This is a genomic window from Collinsella sp. UBA1693, assembly GCF_002320115.1.
Lineage (GTDB): Bacteria > Actinomycetota > Coriobacteriia > Coriobacteriales > Coriobacteriaceae > Collinsella > Collinsella tanakaei.
Map to the genome: position 1 here is coordinate 112,277 of NZ_DCJT01000010.1, position 17,606 is coordinate 129,882.

Consider the following 17,606-nt stretch of genomic DNA (forward strand, 5'->3'; position numbering starts at 1 on the left):
CATGGGCTTCTATACCTCACCATCGTTCTTCATCGTGCTGGTGGCGCTTGCGATCCCCGCGGCGGCGTGCGGCGTGATGGAGCGGGGCCTTAAAGCCTGGGGCATGGTTGCCTCCGCGATCATGCTGGCATTTCTGTTTGGCTCTTCGCCCGCGCAGGCGGCGGCGTTCGCCCTTTTTGTCTGCGTCGCCTGCACCTGCGCATATGCGACGCTCGCAAGCTGGAAGAGCGGCAAAAAGAGCATGGTTGTCTATCGCGTCTGCCTTGCCGCGACCATTGCGCCGTTGGTGGCCTACAAGGTGGGTGCCGTATTCGACCAGAACATACTCGCCTTCGCGGGCATCTCATACGTCACCTTCAAGGCGGTGCAGGTGCTTATCGAGATTCGCGATGGCCTTATCACGGAGCTGCGTCCGGCGGACTACCTGTATTTCCTTACGTTTTTCGCCACCATCACCTCCGGGCCCATCGATCGCTCGCGGCGGTTTATGGACGATATCCGGCGCCAGCCAACGCGTGCCGAATACCTGGACATGCTGTCGCGCGGCATGCTCCTGTTGTTGTTGGGTGCGGTTTTTCAGCTGGTGATCGCGTCGGTGGCCAAGTACTACTACGTTCCCACCCGCCCGCTCGCCACCCCCAGCATCGCCTATGGCATAGCGCGCCAGGTGGCCAACGCCTACCTGTACGGCATCTACCTGTTCTTCGATTTCGCCGGCTATTCCATGATGGCGATGGGGGCGAGTTATTGCTTTGGCGTTCGCACCCCGCGCAACTTTCGCGCTCCGTTTGCCGCCGTCGACATCAAGGACTTCTGGAACCGCTGGCACATCACCTTGTCCACGTGGCTTCGCGACTTTGTCTTCGTGCGCTTTGTACGCTGGGCCACCAAGCGCAAGGTCTTTGGCAGCCGGCTGTCCTGCGCGTGCGCGGCGTACATGGTCGACATGGCGCTTATGGGCGCCTGGCACGGCCTTACGGCGGACTACCTGGCCTACGGCGTCTACCACGGCGCGCTTCTAGCCGCCACGGAAGCCTACCAAAAGAAGTCGTCGTTCCATAGACGCAACCGCGACCGCATCTGGTACCGCCTGTTGAGCTGGTTTATCACCATGCAGCTGGTTTTCTTTGGTTTCGCGCTGTTCTCCGGACAGCTTCACCTTATTGTAGAAAGGATCATCAATGGATAAGGGCATGATTGAAGAGCAGGTTATCGACCTTTTGGCTGACATCTGCGACGACGACGCGGTGCGCGAGGAGCGCGATATCGACCTATTCGACGCCGGCCTGCTCGATTCGCTGGCGGGCATCGAGGTGCTGGTCGCCATAGAGGAGGCCTTTGGCGTGCAGATCGCGCCCACCGAGGTCGAGCGCGGTGACATGAATACCGTTAACAAGATCATCGACCGCATCGCGGAGCGCTTGTAATGGCTGGCAACGCGCGCATAGCCAACGCGTCTTCCAAGGTGCCGGCAGCGCATCCCATACGCGACGCGCAGCGCCGCCTGGCTCCGGTCAGGCGCTGGTTCTTCTCCAATGCATGGTCTGCGGCGCTCGCGTGGTTTGCAATCGCGATCATGCTGGTCGCCGCCTTGGGCTGGTTCTTTGTCTTCTCGCCGTACGGCGCGCCCGCGGCCCCTGCATATGCGGCGTACTAGCGAGGCTCGGACGAGCGCTCGTCGCCTGGCGTTCATGCTTGCCGGCGCGGCTCTTGCGAGCGCCTTGGGCGTCTGGGGGTTCGGTGCGGCGAAGCGCCTCGATGCGAGTGTGCCCGCAGCCGCCTATCCCACTCGGGCGCAGCTGCTCGATTTCTCATATATCGTGGACGAGTACGGGCGTCGCGCCGCGGCCGATGCGCGCCTTGGCGTCGCGACGGGTTTGGTGCTGGGGTCAAGCGAGCTGTACCCGCCCGCCGGTATGTCCGAGCATCCGGTTGAGCTTTTGGCCCCGGGACGCAGCGATGTTGACATCATGGCTCTTGGCCGTCCCAATTGCGAGTGCTTGTGGCAGGCGATCGAGGCGGGTGCGCTTGCGTCGAGCGATGCCCCGGCCCGCATAGTCCTCATTCCCAGCTTGATTTGGTTCTCGGTCGCCCGCCGTCCGGCGCAGGAGTGGCCGGCCACGTTCTCGCAAGGGGCCTACGATGCGTTTATGTCCAACCCGCGCATCTCCGCGGCGCTCAAGGACCGCGTGACCAAACGGCTCGCTGCCTACAACGTGGACGCCCGCGTTGCGGGTCCCTCGCTCGAGGGCGTCGCCGCGGGCGTGGACGCGGCCGTTGCCAAGGGGGTGCAGACCGCACGACGCCTATTCGCGCCCGCGGGGTCCGGGCTGCCCGTGGCCGGCGTCGTCGTCAACGGGGTGGACGCCTTGGAAGACGGCCAGGATGCAACGAGCGAAGCGGGGGAGCCGGATTGGTCCTCCCTGTATACCGGGGCACTTGCCGAGGACGCTCGCTCCTGTGCGTCCAATCCCTGGGGCGTGTTCGATACATGGGCTCAAGAAGGACTGTCCGATTTTTGGCGCCGTGCATCGGAATGGGACGAGCGCGAGGGCGACGATTTGAGCTCGCAAGAGCTGGATGACTTCGAGATGGCGCTTGAAGTGTGCCGCGAGCTGGACATCGAGACCATGGTGTTGCTGCAGCCCGTCAACGGGCGCCTATACGATCGCACGCGCTACGGCTTCGATGCGCGCCGGCGGTACTACCGGATGGTCCGCGATGCCTGCGGGCGCGCCGGGGCCAAGGTGGCGGACTTCTCGTCCCATGAATACGACGAGTTCTTCTTGCGCGATGACAACCATCCGTCGCATGTGGGGTCGCTCTACTACTCGCGAGCCCTGTACAGGTTCTTCGCGTACGGCGAGGTGGCGGACGACGACCTTGGATAGGGCCGCATCGATCGGGCGCCATGCAACGCTCCGCGCGCAACAAGAGCGCCCCGCCATCCTGCCTGGCGTACCAGGTGGATGGCGGGGCGTTTGCATGCGTGCGCGTTATACGTGAAGGCGCGCCGGCTAGTTGTCCATCACGCCGTCGCTCCAGGCGTCGACGTCCTCGATGCGGATGACGCTGCCGATCTTCTGCAGGCAGCTAGCGCCCTTGAGGGCGTCGATGGCCGCGCGCACGTCGCGCTCCGAGCATGTGTGGGTGAGGAACACCACGGAGCAGGAGTCCTCGTTGCCGCCGTCAAGCTGCATGACCTGCTTGATGGAGATGTTCTTCGACGCGAAGGCGTCGACCGTCTCCGCTAGAGCGCCCACGCGGTCGGCGACCTTAAGACGGATGTAGTAGTTGGTCGAAAGGTCTTCGATATCACGGATGGACAGGTTGCGGCCAAAGGGCTCGGGCTCTGCCATGGGCGCGGTGCCGCGCGAGATGTGCTCGGACAGCGACAGCACGTCGCCCACCACGGCGCTCGCGGTGGGGAAGGATCCTGCGCCGGCGCCGTAGAACATGGTTTCGCCCACGGCGTCACCAACCACAAACACGGCGTTCATGGCGCCGTTCACCGCGGCGAGCTGGTGAGTAGCCGGAATCATCGCGGGGTGCACGCGCACGTCCACGCCTTCGTCGGTGTTGCGGGCGATGGCAAGGAGCTTGATGACATAGCCCATGTCGCGAGCGACGGCGATGTCTTCGGAAGTGATGTCGCGAATGCCCTGCATATAGACGTCATCGGTGGTGATGCGGGTGCGGAAGCCGATTGAGCCCAAGATGGCGATCTTGCTGGCGGCGTCAAAGCCGTCGACGTCGGCGGTGGGGTCCGCCTCGGCGTAGCCCAGGCGCTGGGCGTCGGCGAGGACGTCGGAGTAGTCCAGGCCCTCGGCGGCCATGCGCGTGAGGATATAGTTGGTCGTGCCGTTCATGATGCCGGCGATGGTGAGCACCTGGTTGCCCACCAGATCGTGCTCGAGGGTTCCCACAATGGGGATGCCGCCGCCCGCAGCCGCCTCGCAGCGAATCTGCACGCCGGCTGCCGCCGCCTTGGCGCCAAGCGCTTCAACATGGCGGCCCAACAGGGCCTTGTTGGCGGTGACCACGTGCTTGCCCGCGGCGAACGCGGATTCAAAGATCTCGGTCGCGGGGTGCTCGCCGCCGATGAGCTCGATCACAATGTCTACGGCGGGGTCGCTGACCACGTCGTGCCAGTCGGTCGTGAACGCCTCGGCGCCAATGCCCAACTCCTCGGCGCGCGATTGCTCGAGCGCGCATGCGCGGACGATGCGCAGGTCGGCACCGTATGCGGCGACGTAGTCGTCATGGTGCTTCTGAATCAAGCGGACCACACCGCCGCCGACGGTGCCCAGACCCACAATGCCAATTCCAACCGAGCGAGTTGCCTCGTTCATGCCAGGCTCCTTTCTTACGTGGCATACACCTCTTTTGGTAAATCCCCTTATCATTCTAGCGTGGTGAATGAGCCGGGATGCGAAACGGTCTCGTTACAATGCATCCCGTGCAATCGCCTTGCCTTCCTGAACTGCGATTGCCATAGGATAACTTTATTATAGAAAAGCGGTTATATGGGCAAATGAATGTTTCCAATGTATAAAGTACTCGCTTTAGCGAATCAAAGCGAGTACTCTAAAGCAACGCTCTTAAACGACGGACGGACCGTTGGTCGAAGGGCGCGGCCATATAGGTTGACCGGAGCGGGGGCTCCGGCTTTGCACTCGAGGGGAGAGCCGCAATGACGTATCAGAACGCATTCAATCCTGCTGTAACCCGTAGGAATCTTATCGCTGGTGTCGCAGGTCTGGGGGCCGCGGGCATTCTTGCCGGTTGCTCTTCCAACGGCGGCGGCGCTGGATCCGGCTCCGCCTCCGGCGCCGGAGAGTTCAAGATCGGCTCCATCGGACCGCTGACCGGCGCCGCCGCATCCTACGGCACCTCCGTCAAGAACGGCGCCGAGCTGGGCTGCAAGGATTTCTCCACTGACGCCATCACCTTTGTTTCCAAGTGCGAAGACGACGTCGCCGACGGCGAGAAGTCCGTCAACGCCTTCAATTCTCTGGCAGACTGGGGCATGCAGGCGCTCGTCGGCCCCACCACCACCGGTGCTTCGCTGGCGGTCGCCGAGGTCGCCAACTCCGATCCAAAGATCTTTATGATCACCCCGTCCGCTTCCAGCCCGGACGTCACCGCTGATAAGACCTGCGTTTTCCAGGCGTGCTTCAGCGACCCCAACCAGGGAGCCAACGCCGCCACCAAGCTGGCCGAGATGTTCCCCGACGAGAAGTTCGTCGTCTTCTATAACTCCGGCGACACCTACTCCTCCGGCATCCGCGACGCCTTCATCGCCAAGGCCGAAGAGCTCAAGCTTGAGATCGTGGACGAGGAGACCTTCAAGGACGATTCCCAGACCAGCTTCACCAACCAGCTCACCAAGGCCAAGGACAAGGGCGCGACCATGATCTTCGCTCCCATCTACTACACCCCCGCCTCGGTGCTGCTCTCCAACGCCGCCGCCATGGGCTATGACGTCAAGATGATGGGCTGCGACGGAATGGATGGCATCCTGGGCGTCGAGAACTTCGACACCAGCCTGGCAGAGGGTCTCTACCTCATGACGCCGTTCTCCGCGGACGAGGAGAAGAACGCCGATTTCGTTACCGCCTATAAGGACGCCTACGGCGAGACTCCCGACCAGTTCGCCGCCGACGCCTACGACGCGGTCCATGCGATTTCCGCCGCTCTCGAGGAGGCGGGCCTTGGCGCCGACGCCGATCCCACCGAGGTCGCTGAGAAGCTGCCCGAGGCCATGACCAAGATCACCGTCGAGGGGCTTACCGGCACCCTTACCTGGAACGACAAGGGCGAGGTCGAGAAGGATCCCATGGTCTACGTCATCCAGGACGGAAAGTACGTAGCGGCGTAGTTTTTCGCCCGGTACGTTTGCGCCTTAGCGGTATGGGCCGCCGGTGCATAGCAATGTAAAAGACGGGGCGGTACTCATAGGGGGCCGCCCCGTCTTGCAGTTTTGGGCCAACATGCGGCCCGCTAACATCCGAAAGGGGGATATGCACATGACGGTCTTTCTTCAGTACCTGGCGAACGGCCTTTCCATGGGCAGCATCTACGCCATCATCGCGTTGGGCTACACCATGGTCTACGGCATCGCCAAGATGCTCAACTTCGCCCACGGCGACGTCATCATGGTCGGTGCGTATATCTCGTTTTGCACGACAGCCTATCTCGGTCTTCCCGCTTGGGTCTCCGTTATCGCCGCCATGGCGGTTTGCACGGCGTTGGGCGTGATCATCGAGGGCCTGGCCTACAAGCCCCTGCGCCAAGCCGGCCCGCTCGCGGTCCTCATCACCGCTATCGGCGTCTCCTATTTTCTGCAGAATGCGGCGCAGCTCATCTGGGGCGCCACACCTAAGAACTTCACCTCGATCGTGAACTTCCCCGTGCCCGAGGCCTTGCGCGCCTACAACATTTCCTCGGTCGCCATCGTGACCGTTCTGGCGTGCCTGCTCATCATGGCGGCGCTCATGTGGTTTACCGGCCACACCAAGATGGGCAAGGCCATGCGTGCCGTGTCAGAGGACAAGGCGGCGGCCCAGCTCATGGGTATCAACGTGAACCGCACTATTTCCATGACGTTCGCCATCGGCTCGGCGCTCGCGGCTATCGCCGGCGTGCTGCTGTGCTCCTACTCGCCGGTCTTGCAGCCCACCACCGGCTCCATGCCCGGTATCAAAGCGTTCACCGCCGCGGTCTTCGGCGGCATCGGGTCCATTCCCGGCGCCTTCGTCGGCGGCATCCTGCTCGGCATCATCGAGGCCATGGCCCAGGCCTATATCTCCACCAGCCTTGCCAACTCCATCGTGTTCGGCGTCCTGATCGTGGTCCTTCTGGTCAAACCCGCCGGCCTGTTTGGCAAGTACGTCCCGGAGAAGGTGTAGGTGCCCTATGTTCAAGTTTCTCAAGAACAAGCAGACCCGTCATGATTTCGTGACGTACGCCCTGGTCATCCTCGCCTTTATCGTCGTCAGCTTCATGCGCGCCAACGGCATGATTCCGCGCATGATCGTAGGCCAGCTGGTTCCCATCTGCGCCTACGTGGTCATGGCCATCTCGCTCAACCTGGTGGTTGGCGTCGCGGGCGACCTGTCGCTCGGCCACGCCGGCTTTATGAGCGTCGGCGCCTACACGGGCATCGTTGCCGCCATGAGCCTGGCCGAGGCGGTTCCCAACGATGCCGTTCGCCTCGTCATCGCCCTGCTCGTCGGAGCTGCGTCCGCCGCCCTTGCGGGCTTCCTGATCGGTATCCCGGTCCTTCGCCTGTCCGGCGACTACCTTGCCATCGTGACCCTCGCGTTTGGCGAGATTATCAAGGAGGTTGTCACCTGCCTTATCGTTGGCGTGGACGAGAACGGCATCCACGTGCTGTTCAACCTAACCGGCAAGCTTACCGTTGACGACCTGGGCCTTACCGAGGCGGGCACCGCTATCATCAAGGGCGCGCAGGGAGCTTCGGGTACCGATGCCATCTCGACCTTCTTCGCTGGCTTCCTGCTGGTCATGGTCGCCCTCGTCATCGTCCTCAACCTGGTCCGCAGCCGCACCGGCCGCGCGATCCTGGCTGTCCGCGATAACCGCATCGCGGCAGAGAGCGTGGGCATCTCCACCGTGCGCTACCGCATGATCGCCTTTGTGGTCTCTGCCGCCCTTGCCGGCGCAGCGGGCGCTCTGTTCGGCAACGCCTTCTCGCAACTGTCCGCTACCAAGTTCGACTTCAACACGTCCATCCTCGTCCTGGTGTTCGTGGTTCTTGGCGGCCTTGGCAACATGCGCGGCTCCATCATCGCCGCAACGCTGCTCACCATTCTGCCCGAGGCGCTGCGCCAGTTCTCCGACTACCGCATGCTGGTCTACGCCATCGTCCTTATCTTGGTGATGATCGTTGGCAACAACCCCACTATCAAGAACTTCTTCGCGCGCTTCAATCCCAAGCGCAAGTCCGATGACGCAGCCGAAAAGGAGGTGGGCGCCGATGCCTAAGTTTGAATTCGAACGCGGCAAGATGGTGCCGGTTCCCAGCCACTCCATTGTTCCCGAGCGCGACGTCGAGCAGGCTCCCGTTTTGGAGGCGCTGCACCTGGGCATCGATTTCGGCGGCCTCAAGGCGGTCGACGATTTCAACCTCACCATCGGCAAGACCGAGATCGCGGGTCTTATCGGCCCTAACGGCGCCGGCAAGACCACGGTCTTCAATCTACTCACCAAGGTGTACGCGCCCACGCGCGGCACCATTCTGCTCAATGGCAACGACACCAGCGGCAAGACCGTCTACCAAGTCAACCGCATGGGCATCGCCCGCACGTTCCAGAACATCCGCCTGTTCAACACCATGACGGTCGAGGACAACGTCAAGGTGGGTCTTCATAACACCAAGGCATACTCCACGCTTTCCGGCATTCTGCGCACGCCGTCTTACTGGCGTCGCGAGGCGGAGGCGCACGACCGCGCCATGGAGCTGCTGCACATCTTTGGTATGGAGGACCTGGCCAACCATCAGGCCGGTAGCCTGCCCTATGGAGCCCAGCGCCGCCTGGAGATTGTCCGCGCCTTGGCGACCAATCCCAGCTTGCTATTGCTGGACGAGCCCGCTGCGGGCATGAACCCCTCCGAGACCGCCGAGCTGATGGAGAACATCGTCAAGATCCGCGACACGTTCAACATCGCCATCATGCTTATCGAGCACGATATGAGCCTGGTCATGAATATCTGCGAGGGCATCTGCGTGCTTAACTTTGGCAAGGTCATCGCCAAGGGCACGCCTGAAGAGATTCAGAGCAACGAAACCGTTATCGAGGCCTACCTCGGCAAGCAGAAGGAGGCGTAGCGGCTATGAGCGAACGCATGCTGACCGTATCCGACATTAACGTCTACTACGGTGCCATCCACGCCATCAAGAACGTTTCCTTCGAGGTGAACGAGGGCGAGGTGGTCGCGTTGATCGGCGCCAACGGCGCCGGCAAGTCCACCACGCTCAAGACCATGTCGGGCCTTCTGCGTTCTCAGACTGGCACGATCGAGTTCCTCGGCCAAAACATCATGCATATGCCGGCCGATAAGCTGGTTGCCGCCGGCCTGGCGCACGTGCCCGAGGGCCGTCGAGTATTTGCGCAGATGAGCGTTGAGGAGAATCTTGAGATGGGTGCCTTTACTCGTCCAAACTCAGAGATAGCGCCCGGCTTGGAGCGCGTCTACGCGCATTTTCCCCGCTTGAAGGAGCGCCGTCGTCAGGTTGCCGGCACGCTTTCCGGCGGCGAGCAGCAGATGCTCGCCATGGGTCGCGCGCTTATGAGCAGCCCCAAGCTGTTGATGCTCGATGAGCCCTCTATGGGTTTGGCACCCATTCTGATCGAGCAGATCTTCGATATCGTCCGCGAGCTGCATGCCGCCGGCACCACCATTTTGCTGGTCGAGCAGAACGCGCAGATGGCGCTTTCCATCGCGAGCCGCGCCTACGTTATGGAGACCGGCAAGATCACGCTTTCCGGCACGGGTGACGAGCTGCTTCATAACGATGAGGTTCGCAAGGCATATCTGGGCGGCTAGCAACCACGGGTACAGCGCTCCGGTCGTCGGGACACGGGGCGATGTATAGAAAGAACGCCTCCGATGGGGATTCCCCACGGAGGCGTTTCTTATGAGCCGAGTATGTCCGAGCGCGCCATTGGGACGCAAAGCGGTCTTGCGCTAGAGTCCTTGGTCAAAGGCGACGAGATCGCGGTAGCGCGCGCTGGTGCGCTTTAGGTCTGCCGGCGCGCCATCGAGGGCGATGCTTCCGTTTTCCAGGAAGACGACGCGGTCCATGTGCTCGATCCCCTTGAGGTGGTGGGTGATCATGATGAGGGTCTTATCCGCGAATACATCAAGAAGGGTTGCGAGCAACTTGGATTCCGTCACCGGGTCCAGGCCCGCGAAGGGCTCGTCGAGCATAACGATGGGGGCGTCCGCTAGCAGGATGCGCGCGAGTGCGATGCGGTGGCGCTCGCCGCCGGAGAATCGCAGGCCGCCCTCGTCCACCATGGTGTCGATGCCCTGGGGGAGCGAGGCGACCAGGCCCGATAGGCCAACCTTATCCAGAGCATCCAGGGCCTCTTCTCGCGTAGCGGACGCGCGGCCAACGCAGAGGTTGTCGTAGAGCGTTGTTCCAAACAGGTAGGGGTCTTGATGCGCAACGCTCATGATTCGCGGCATCTGCTCTCTAAGGGAGCAAGACGGTGCGCTGTCGATCTCAATCGACCCGCGCGTGGGCGAGAGGTCGCCGTGGATAAGGGCTTTAAGCGTGCTTTTGCCGGCGCCGCTTCTGCCTAGAATCGCGACGTGTTGGCCAAAGGGAATGGAGAGGGCGATGGCGTCGAGTGCGTCTGCAGGGGCGTCCGGGTAGCGAAAAGCCGCGTCTTGCAGGGTGATCGCGGGCTCGCTGCCAACTGGGGCGCACGGGGCTGATCCTTGCATGGGGGCCCTGTCTGCCGGAGCTTCGCTTGCGGAGGCGACGCTCGCGAGATGCTCGAGGGCGCCCAGGTGCCCCGTGCCCTCGACGGCGGCGCCGGGTAGCTGCGAGAACTCGTCCGTCAACGGGAAGAAGCCAAGGCAGAACGCGGCGATCCAGTTGGCCGCGTCGCTTACGGCGGCGGGCTGCCCTCCAAAGCGGCCGGCCGCCCATAGGAGGATGGCAAAGGCGACGCAGCCAAAGGACGCCTGCACCAGCAGGTCTCGCCGGCGGTCGAAGCGCCTGGCGGCTTTTTCGCAGGCGGATGAGCGTTGTTGAAGATCCAGGTGGCGGGCAAGGTAATCTTGGCGCCTGCCGGAACAGGTCCAGTCCGCGATGCCCAGCACGTTGTCTGCGAGTTCGGTATACAGATCTCGCTTCGCTTGCTTGCGCTCACGCTCGCGCTCGGCTCCCGCCCACAGCGATACCGCGGGCGCAATGATGGCGGCGACGCCGCAGCCCGCAGCGAAGAACAGGCCCATGTGCAGGTCTATCGCGCCCAGGCAGACGGCGGCCATGAGATAGAGCGCCCCTCCCACGATGAGGGGGAAGACGGACCGCAGATAGAGGTTTTGCAGATGGCCGATGTCTTCTGACAGCGCGCCCATGACGTCGCCCACCCGGCGGCCCGCGCCTGCGGTGCGCTCGAGCGAGAGGTACAGGCGGCGGCGCAAATCAGAGGTCATGCGTAAGACCCAGTCATGGCTGGCGAGCCTCTCGATGTAGGCGATGACGGGTTTGCCAACGCCAAAGACGCGGACCAAGATAAGGGGTACGAAGAGCAGCAGTATGGAGTCGGGATGGGCGGCGGATGCGCTGACGAGGTAGCCGGACGTGACCATGAGCGCGCAAGCGAAGGCGCCGGCGGTGATGCCCAGGATGATTGCTACGCCAAGTTGCAGCCGATGGCGAGCAAGATAGGGGGCGACCCAGGTTTTGAACGCGCGGCGCTCGCCGGCATGGCGTCGATTGGCTTTGCTAGGCATGGTGCGCCTCCGTTTTGCTTCCGTTGATGGCGCCAGCAAGGGCCAGATAGCCTTGAGTGCCTTTGAGTTGGGCGGGGCTGCCGGCTTGTACCAGGCGCCCGGATTCCATCACCAGTACCAAATCCATCTGGTCGACCCAGTGCAGGCGGTGGGTGGCGAAAACAACCAGCCGGTCGCTAAACAGCGGCAGCAGGGTCTCTTTGAGTTCCACCTCGGTTTCGATATCCAGATGCGCGGTGGGTTCGTCCAAAATGAGAACGCGCCGCGAGGGGTCTAGGAACGCGCGGGCAAGCGCCACGCGGTGGGATTCGCCTCCCGAAAGCGGCCTGCCCGCCTCGCCGATGACGGTATGCAGGCCTTGGGGCAGATCGCGCACCAAACCCATGAGGCCCATGGCGCGCGCGGCATCCTCTATCTGCTCTAGCGTGGCGTCCGGTCGATAGAAGGCGATATTTTGCGCCAGCGTGGCGTGGAAGATGTAGGGGGTCTGCGGAATGTAGGCCACCTGGTGGCGCCAGCCCTGGGAGCACAGGTTGGACACCGCTGCGCCGTCTAGGCGGATGCCGCCCGCGCTGGGGGCGATGAATCCCGCGAGAAGCGAGGCCAGGGTCGATTTGCCGGCGCCCGAGAGGCCGACCAGCCCCACGCGCATGCCGCCGCGTAGCACGATGCTGATGTCGCTGAGTGCCCGCTGATTGCCGTCGTATGAGTAGCAGACTCCACTAAGCTCCAGGGTCGAGCGGGGTCCCCAAGAGAAGTCATCGTCCACAGACGCCTGCAAAGGGTCCGCGTTCGCCGCGGTGCCCGTGGAGCGATCGGTTGAATGGACGCGCGCGCCGGAGATGACGCCCGTGATGGCGGCAAGCGCGTTTTTGCCATCCAGCGATGCGTGGAAGTCCGACGCGAAGGCGCGTAGCGGGGCGAAGTAGTCCGGCACCATGATGAGGACAAAAAGGGCAGGCAACAGGGCGACCTCGCCGTCTGACAGGCGAAAGCCCAACAGGATGGCGATGCCCGCCAGGCCAAAGGTGGCGATGAGGTCGAGCACGGCGGAGGAGAGGGTCGCCACGGCGATGGTTTTCATGGTGGCCTCGCGGAAGCGCTCGCTTACCGAATAGATGCGGCCGGCGTGCGCGCGGCTGCGGCCGAAGAGGCGCAGGGTCTCGATGCCTCGCAGCGAGTCGATGAAGTGGTTGGAAAGGCGCATGAACTCCGCGTGGCGCCGCGCCGCGCGCTCCTGCGCGGTTTTGCCCAGCATGACCATATACAGGACCGTGACGGGGTAGCAGGCGAGGGCGATGATGCCCGAGGCCCAGTCGGTGGCGAAGATGGCGATGAGGATGACGACGGGTACGGCCACAACGCCGACCATCTTGGGCAGTATGAGCTCTAGGTACGTTTCCACCTGAGAGATGCCCTCGAGCGCGAGCGCGGAGATGCCTCCGGAGCCCGTCTTCTGCACCAGGGCGGGGCCTTCATCGTAGACGCGTTCGAGCAGGTTGCGGCGCAGCTCGCCCGCCCTCTCGCCCGCGTAGCGCTCCATGCGGGAATCCTGCAGCGTCCGCATGGCCTGGCGAAGCACGTAGCAGGCGAGAAAGGCGGTCGCCGGTACGAGGGAGCGCGCAAGGGCGCCGCCTGCCCAGAGGCGGGAGATGGCGAGCGCCAGCGCCCATGCCTGCGCGACGGCCAGCGCGCCGAGCACCGCGTTGATGGCGGCGAGCTGGGCGAGGGCCGCGCGTATGCCGGGTAGGCTGAAAAGGGAACGGTCGATCATAAACATCCCATCGTGGTGCTCTTGCACCTTTCATCTAAATAAGAGCTGTTCAACTATCGTATAGTTAACTGGTAATTGTCGCATGGGCATCCGTTGCGCGCCACCGGCGCTTGGGGTGCGTTTGCCCACGGGGACCGGCATGAGAAGCTTGAAGGGGGAGTAATGCTCAAGTTCACCAAGATCGAGCGGCCGTCTACGCCGCGCGAGGCGTACGAGCTGCTGCGGTCGAGCAAAACCGCGCGCGTTATGGGGGGCGGGCTGTGGATGCGTCTTCAGCATCGCGCCATCCCGTGCGTCATCGATCTGTCCGCTTGCGGCTTGGATCAGATAGAGGAAAGCGACGATGCTTTTGTGATCGGCGCCATGACGCCGCTCTCCGCGCTTGAGTCGCATGCTGATTTTGTCCGTGCCACCAACGGCGTCTTCACGGCGGCGGTGTGCGATATCGTAGGGCCCCAGTTTCGCAACCTCGCGACCGTGGGCGGTAGCCTGTACGGACGTTTTGGCTTTTCCGACGTGCTCTGCGCTCTGCTCGCCCTGGAATGCGAGGTCAAGTTCACCGGCGCGGGCCGCATGAGCCTTGCTGATTTGTGCGAAGAGGGGTATCCCCGCGACGTGCTGGAGCGCGTCGTGGTCCATCGGCGACCCTATCAGGCCTCGTACAAATGCCTGCGCCGCCAGGCAACCGATTTTCCCGTGGTCAACGTTGCCGCTGCGTATTGGGGCGACGAGTGGCATGTGGCCGTGGGCGCCAGGCCCTGCCGCGCGCGCTTGCTGACCGGCTCCCAGCTGGGCCTTGAGTCAAAGCGCCCCTCGCGCGAGGAGCTTGCCCGCGCCCTGGAGGCGGTTCGCACCCTGCCCTTTGGGTCCAATTACCTTGCGAGCGCCGCGTATCGCCGCCATGTCGCCGGCGTGCTGGCGGTTCGCGCCGTGTGCGAGGCCGCCGGTATGGAGGTCCCCGCTCCTCTTGAGGGGCGTTTTGAGGACGAGGCGAAAGCTCTTGGTGCGGAAGGGGCTGAAGAGTAGATGAAATTCACGTTGAACGGGCGATCCGTGGTGTGCGACGCCGCGCCCGATACCACGCTGTTCGATTTCTTGAGGAGCCACGGCTGCAAGTCCGTGAAGTGCGGCTGCGAGACCACCAACTGCGGCCTGTGCACCGTCTGGGTGGACGAGAAGCCCGTGCTTTCCTGCGCGGTGCCGGTCGCTCGCGTCGAGGGTCGCTGCGTCACCACGTTGGAGGGGCTGCAGGCGGAGTCCGCCGCCCTGGCCCGCTGCATGGCGGAAGAGGGCGCCGAGCAGTGCGGTTTCTGCTCGCCCGGCCTTATCATGAACGCGCTGTCGCTGGCCCGCGCCGCCCATGAGGATCCTTCGCTGGTGGCGACGCGCGAGGACTTGTCGCGAAACCTTTCCGGCAACCTGTGCCGATGCACCGGGTACGAGAGCCAGCTGCGCGCCATCGTCCGCTATCTGCGCGAGGACGGCGTTGCCGTTGGTTTCAAGATGCCCGCCATCGAGGAGGGCGCGCTCTCCGAGACCGAAGGGTTCACGCATATCTCCACCCGCGCCCCCAAGAAGGACTCGGCGGCGCTGCTGTCCGGCAAGCCCGTGTTCACGGCAGACCTGGCTCCGGCCGAGGCGCTGGTGGTCAAGCTGCTGCGCAGCCCTCACGCCTTCGCGAAGATTCGCTCCATCGACGCCGCTCGCGCCCTCAAGGTTCCCGGCGTGGTGGGAGTCTACACGCATGAGGACGTGCCGCAGACGCGCTTCACCCTAGCCGGCCAATCTTATCCGGAGCCCAGCCCGTACGATCGCCGTATTTTGGACGATGTGGTTCGTTACGTGGGCGATGAGGTGGCGATCGTCGCCGCCGAGTCCGAAGACGCGGCCGAGCGTGCCCTCAAGCTCATCAAGGTCGACTACGAGGTCATGGAGCCGGTTTTGGATCCTCGCGAGGCGGTCGCCGCGGCGGATCGCGGCTGCGTTATCCATGCGGAGGACAACTATGAGCTCAACTACGACCTTGGCGGCGACCGCAAGCGCAACGTGGTCGCTCACGGCGTGTCCGAGGTGGGCGACCTGGACGCCGCGTTCGCAGAGGCTGACGAGATCGTCGAGCAGACCTATGTGACCCAGGCGGCGGCGCAGGCGATGATGGAGACGTTCCGCGCGTTTGCCACCATCGATGCATACGGCCGCATCTCCGTCACCAGCTCGACGCAGGTGCCTTTCCATATTCGCCGCCAGGTCGCCCGCGCCCTGGGCATTCCTCAGTCGCAGGTGCAGGTAATCAAACCCCGCACGGGTGGGGGCTTTGGTGCCAAGCAATCGGGTTGCTGCGAGGTGTTCGCCGCATTTGTCGCCCTCAAGACGGGACGGCCCGCCAAGTGCCTGTACACAAGGGAGGAGACCTTCGCCTCGTCCAACTCTCGTCATCAAATGGTGATGCATGTGCGCGTGGGCGCGCGCAAGGACGGCTCCATTACCGCGATCGACCTCTACGCGCTTTCCAACGCGGGCGCGTATGGCGAGCACGCCTCGACTACCATTGGCCTTGTTGGCCATAAGACGCTGCCTATTTACGGGCGTGCGGCGGCTTCGCGCTTTACCTATGACGTGGTCTACACCAATACCATGCGCGGCGGCGCCTATCGTGGCTACGGTGCGACCCAGGGCTGCTTTGCCGTGGAATCCGCTGTAAACGAGCTGGCAGACCGCTTGGGCATCGATCCCATTGACCTGCGCCGACGCAATCTGGTTCAAGCCGGCGAGGTCATGCCGCAGTACTACAACGAGCCCCTTCGTAGCTGCAAGCTGGACGAATGCCTTGTCCGCGCCCGGCAGATGATCGGTTGGGATGAGAAGGGCATGGTGCGCGACTTGGGCGATCGCGTTCGCGGCCTCGGCGTCGCCGTCACCATGCAGGGTTCCGGCATCAGCAACATAGATATTGGATCTGTTGACCTTCGCTTGGAGGAATCCGGGTTTGTGACCATGCATATCGGCGCTACCGACGTAGGCACCGGTTGCGACACCGTTCTCGCCCAGATCGCGGGCGAGGAGCTGGGCATCGATCCCGATCTCATCGTGGTCCGCGGCGTCGACACGGACGTCTCACCCTTCGATACCGGCGCCTATGCGTCGTCGGGCACCTATATCTCCGGCTCGGCTGCGCAGCGCTGCGCGGCCAACTTGAGGGCGGCGATCGAGGCCAAGGCGGCTTCATGGTGGGGATGCGAGCCCTCCGAGGTCGCGTTCGACGGCGAATGGGTCACCGGTCCCGCTTCTCCCGAGGGCGAGGAGCGTCGAATGAGCCGCGCGGTGTTTGCCAACGAGTGCGTTCGCGGTGGAGACGGCGATTGCCTCACGGCCCATGCCGCGGCGAGTTCGCCCGTTTCGCCCCCGCCCTTCATGGCGGGCATCGCCGAGGTCGACGTCGAGAAGGCGACCGGTAAGGTAACCCTTGTCGATTACGTGGGCGTGGTCGACTGCGGCACCGTCGTCAACGCGAACCTGGCGCGCGTTCAGGCTGAAGGCGGCATCGCCCAGGGTATCGGCATGGCTCTGACCGAGGAGGTTTCCTATAGCGTGCGCGGACGCTCGCGCGGCCGCTCGTTCATGACGTACAAGCTGCCCACGCGTCTGGATATCCCGCAGATCCGCATCGCATTCGAGCCCAGCTTCGAGCCCACGGGTCCGTTTGGCGCCAAATCAATTGGCGAGGTTGTCATAAACACGCCGTCGCCTGCCATCGCGAGCGCCGTCGCCCATGCCACGGGGGCCTACGTACGCGAGCTTCCCATCACGCCCGAGCGCATTCTTCGCGCGCAGGGAGATGGCTGCGGCTGCTAGCAAGATTCTGCTGGGGGTTTCTGTCGGCAGCTTTCGGGCAACACTCATTTGCTGGCGGGCTTCTTCTAGCGACCCTTTCAAGCGAGTGGCGGTTCACCCCTTGGGTGGACCGCTTTTTTGGGACGTGAGCGTGTACGGGACGGGCGGGCAGCTCATCGCTCTACGTCATGGTTCGCGCTCCGAGCCGCTCGGGGGTCGTGGTGTCAAAAAGGGACTTAGTGCGGAAGGGAAGGAGTGTCAAAAAACGAGTTAGTGCGGAGGTTTGGTCAAATAGTGCGTTAGTGCGGACTGGAGGCGGCCCGGCGCGACTTCTGTATGCATCAATCATCATCGCCCGAGCCTTCTAGCTTGGGTGATGCGAACGCCATATTCATAAGGTACCCTTGCTATATCTCGTCCTTTCCGCACTAACGCATTATTTGGTCCCGCGCGTTTTCGGCGCCAGTCGACCCCGTGCGGCAAGAGGGGCGCGGTGGAAAAA

Annotated in this window: 14 protein-coding genes; 11 read left to right on the plus strand and 3 right to left on the minus strand. The window is 63.4% G+C overall.

What is annotated here, in order from left to right; all coding sequences use genetic code 11:
• The first annotated feature begins 1 nt into the window (after position 1).
• The 4 genes from dltB to B3H65_RS04885 are packed head-to-tail and all read left to right on the plus strand — an operon-like array spanning position 2 to position 2,891.
• A complete protein-coding gene (gene dltB, locus B3H65_RS04870) occupies positions 2-1,189 on the plus strand; it encodes a D-alanyl-lipoteichoic acid biosynthesis protein DltB (RefSeq protein ID WP_286684362.1) in 1,188 nt (395 codons plus the stop codon).
• Positions 1,182-1,427 (plus strand): D-alanine--poly(phosphoribitol) ligase subunit DltC, encoded by a 246-nt coding sequence (dltC, locus tag B3H65_RS04875; protein WP_009142193.1) that lies wholly within the window; start codon positions 1,182-1,184, stop codon positions 1,425-1,427. Before dltB ends, dltC begins: the two co-directional genes overlap by 8 nt.
• Positions 1,427-1,657, plus strand: coding sequence for a hypothetical protein (locus B3H65_RS04880; protein ID WP_286684363.1), 231 nt, complete (start codon positions 1,427-1,429; stop codon positions 1,655-1,657). Before dltC ends, B3H65_RS04880 begins: the two co-directional genes overlap by 1 nt.
• Positions 1,644-2,891 (plus strand): D-alanyl-lipoteichoic acid biosynthesis protein DltD, encoded by a 1,248-nt coding sequence (locus B3H65_RS04885; RefSeq protein WP_286684364.1) that lies wholly within the window; start codon positions 1,644-1,646, stop codon positions 2,889-2,891. Before B3H65_RS04880 ends, B3H65_RS04885 begins: the two co-directional genes overlap by 14 nt.
• A gap of 126 nt (positions 2,892-3,017) precedes the next feature.
• Here B3H65_RS04885 and B3H65_RS04890 read toward each other — a convergent pair whose 3' ends face one another.
• Positions 3,018-4,352, minus strand: a complete 1,335-nt coding sequence (locus B3H65_RS04890) for a homoserine dehydrogenase (protein ID WP_286684365.1) — start codon at positions 4,350-4,352, stop codon at positions 3,018-3,020.
• A 341-nt stretch (positions 4,353-4,693) separates the two neighbouring features.
• Between B3H65_RS04890 and B3H65_RS04895 the strand changes: the two genes are divergently transcribed.
• The 5 genes from B3H65_RS04895 (at position 4,694) to B3H65_RS04915 (ending at position 9,573) form a co-directional block, all read left to right on the plus strand.
• Positions 4,694-5,881: an ABC transporter substrate-binding protein gene (locus tag B3H65_RS04895; protein ID WP_286684366.1), complete on the plus strand. Its 1,188-nt coding sequence runs from the start codon at positions 4,694-4,696 to the stop codon at positions 5,879-5,881.
• A gap of 148 nt (positions 5,882-6,029) precedes the next feature.
• Positions 6,030-6,911, plus strand: a complete 882-nt coding sequence (locus B3H65_RS04900) for a branched-chain amino acid ABC transporter permease (RefSeq protein WP_117678642.1) — start codon at positions 6,030-6,032, stop codon at positions 6,909-6,911.
• Between the two features lie 7 nt (positions 6,912-6,918).
• Positions 6,919-8,010 carry a branched-chain amino acid ABC transporter permease gene (locus tag B3H65_RS04905; RefSeq protein ID WP_286684367.1) on the plus strand — a complete coding sequence of 364 codons (1,092 nt, stop codon included), beginning with the start codon at positions 6,919-6,921 and terminating at the stop codon, positions 8,008-8,010.
• Complete coding sequence (locus B3H65_RS04910) at positions 8,003-8,854, plus strand: ABC transporter ATP-binding protein (RefSeq protein ID WP_117678640.1); 852 nt, start codon at positions 8,003-8,005, stop codon at positions 8,852-8,854. The genes B3H65_RS04905 and B3H65_RS04910 overlap by 8 nt, the downstream gene beginning before the upstream one ends.
• A gap of 5 nt (positions 8,855-8,859) precedes the next feature.
• Complete coding sequence (locus B3H65_RS04915) at positions 8,860-9,573, plus strand: ABC transporter ATP-binding protein (protein ID WP_220395521.1); 714 nt, start codon at positions 8,860-8,862, stop codon at positions 9,571-9,573.
• Between the two features lie 141 nt (positions 9,574-9,714).
• Here the strand turns inward: B3H65_RS04915 and cydC are convergent, their stop codons facing one another.
• Together cydC and cydD are read right to left on the minus strand one after the other, a co-directional pair.
• Positions 9,715-11,499, minus strand: coding sequence for a thiol reductant ABC exporter subunit CydC (cydC, locus tag B3H65_RS04920; protein WP_286684368.1), 1,785 nt, complete (start codon positions 11,497-11,499; stop codon positions 9,715-9,717).
• Positions 11,492-13,273 (minus strand): thiol reductant ABC exporter subunit CydD, encoded by a 1,782-nt coding sequence (gene cydD, locus B3H65_RS04925; RefSeq protein WP_286684369.1) that lies wholly within the window; start codon positions 13,271-13,273, stop codon positions 11,492-11,494. The genes cydC and cydD overlap by 8 nt, the downstream gene beginning before the upstream one ends.
• Positions 13,274-13,435: 162 nt before the next feature.
• Between cydD and B3H65_RS04930 the strand changes: the two genes are divergently transcribed.
• Positions 13,436-14,299 carry an FAD binding domain-containing protein gene (locus B3H65_RS04930; protein ID WP_286684370.1) on the plus strand — a complete coding sequence of 288 codons (864 nt, stop codon included), beginning with the start codon at positions 13,436-13,438 and terminating at the stop codon, positions 14,297-14,299.
• Positions 14,300-17,125, plus strand: coding sequence for a molybdopterin-dependent oxidoreductase (locus B3H65_RS04935; protein WP_286684371.1), 2,826 nt, complete (start codon positions 14,300-14,302; stop codon positions 17,123-17,125).
• Positions 17,126-17,606 lie beyond the last annotated feature (481 nt).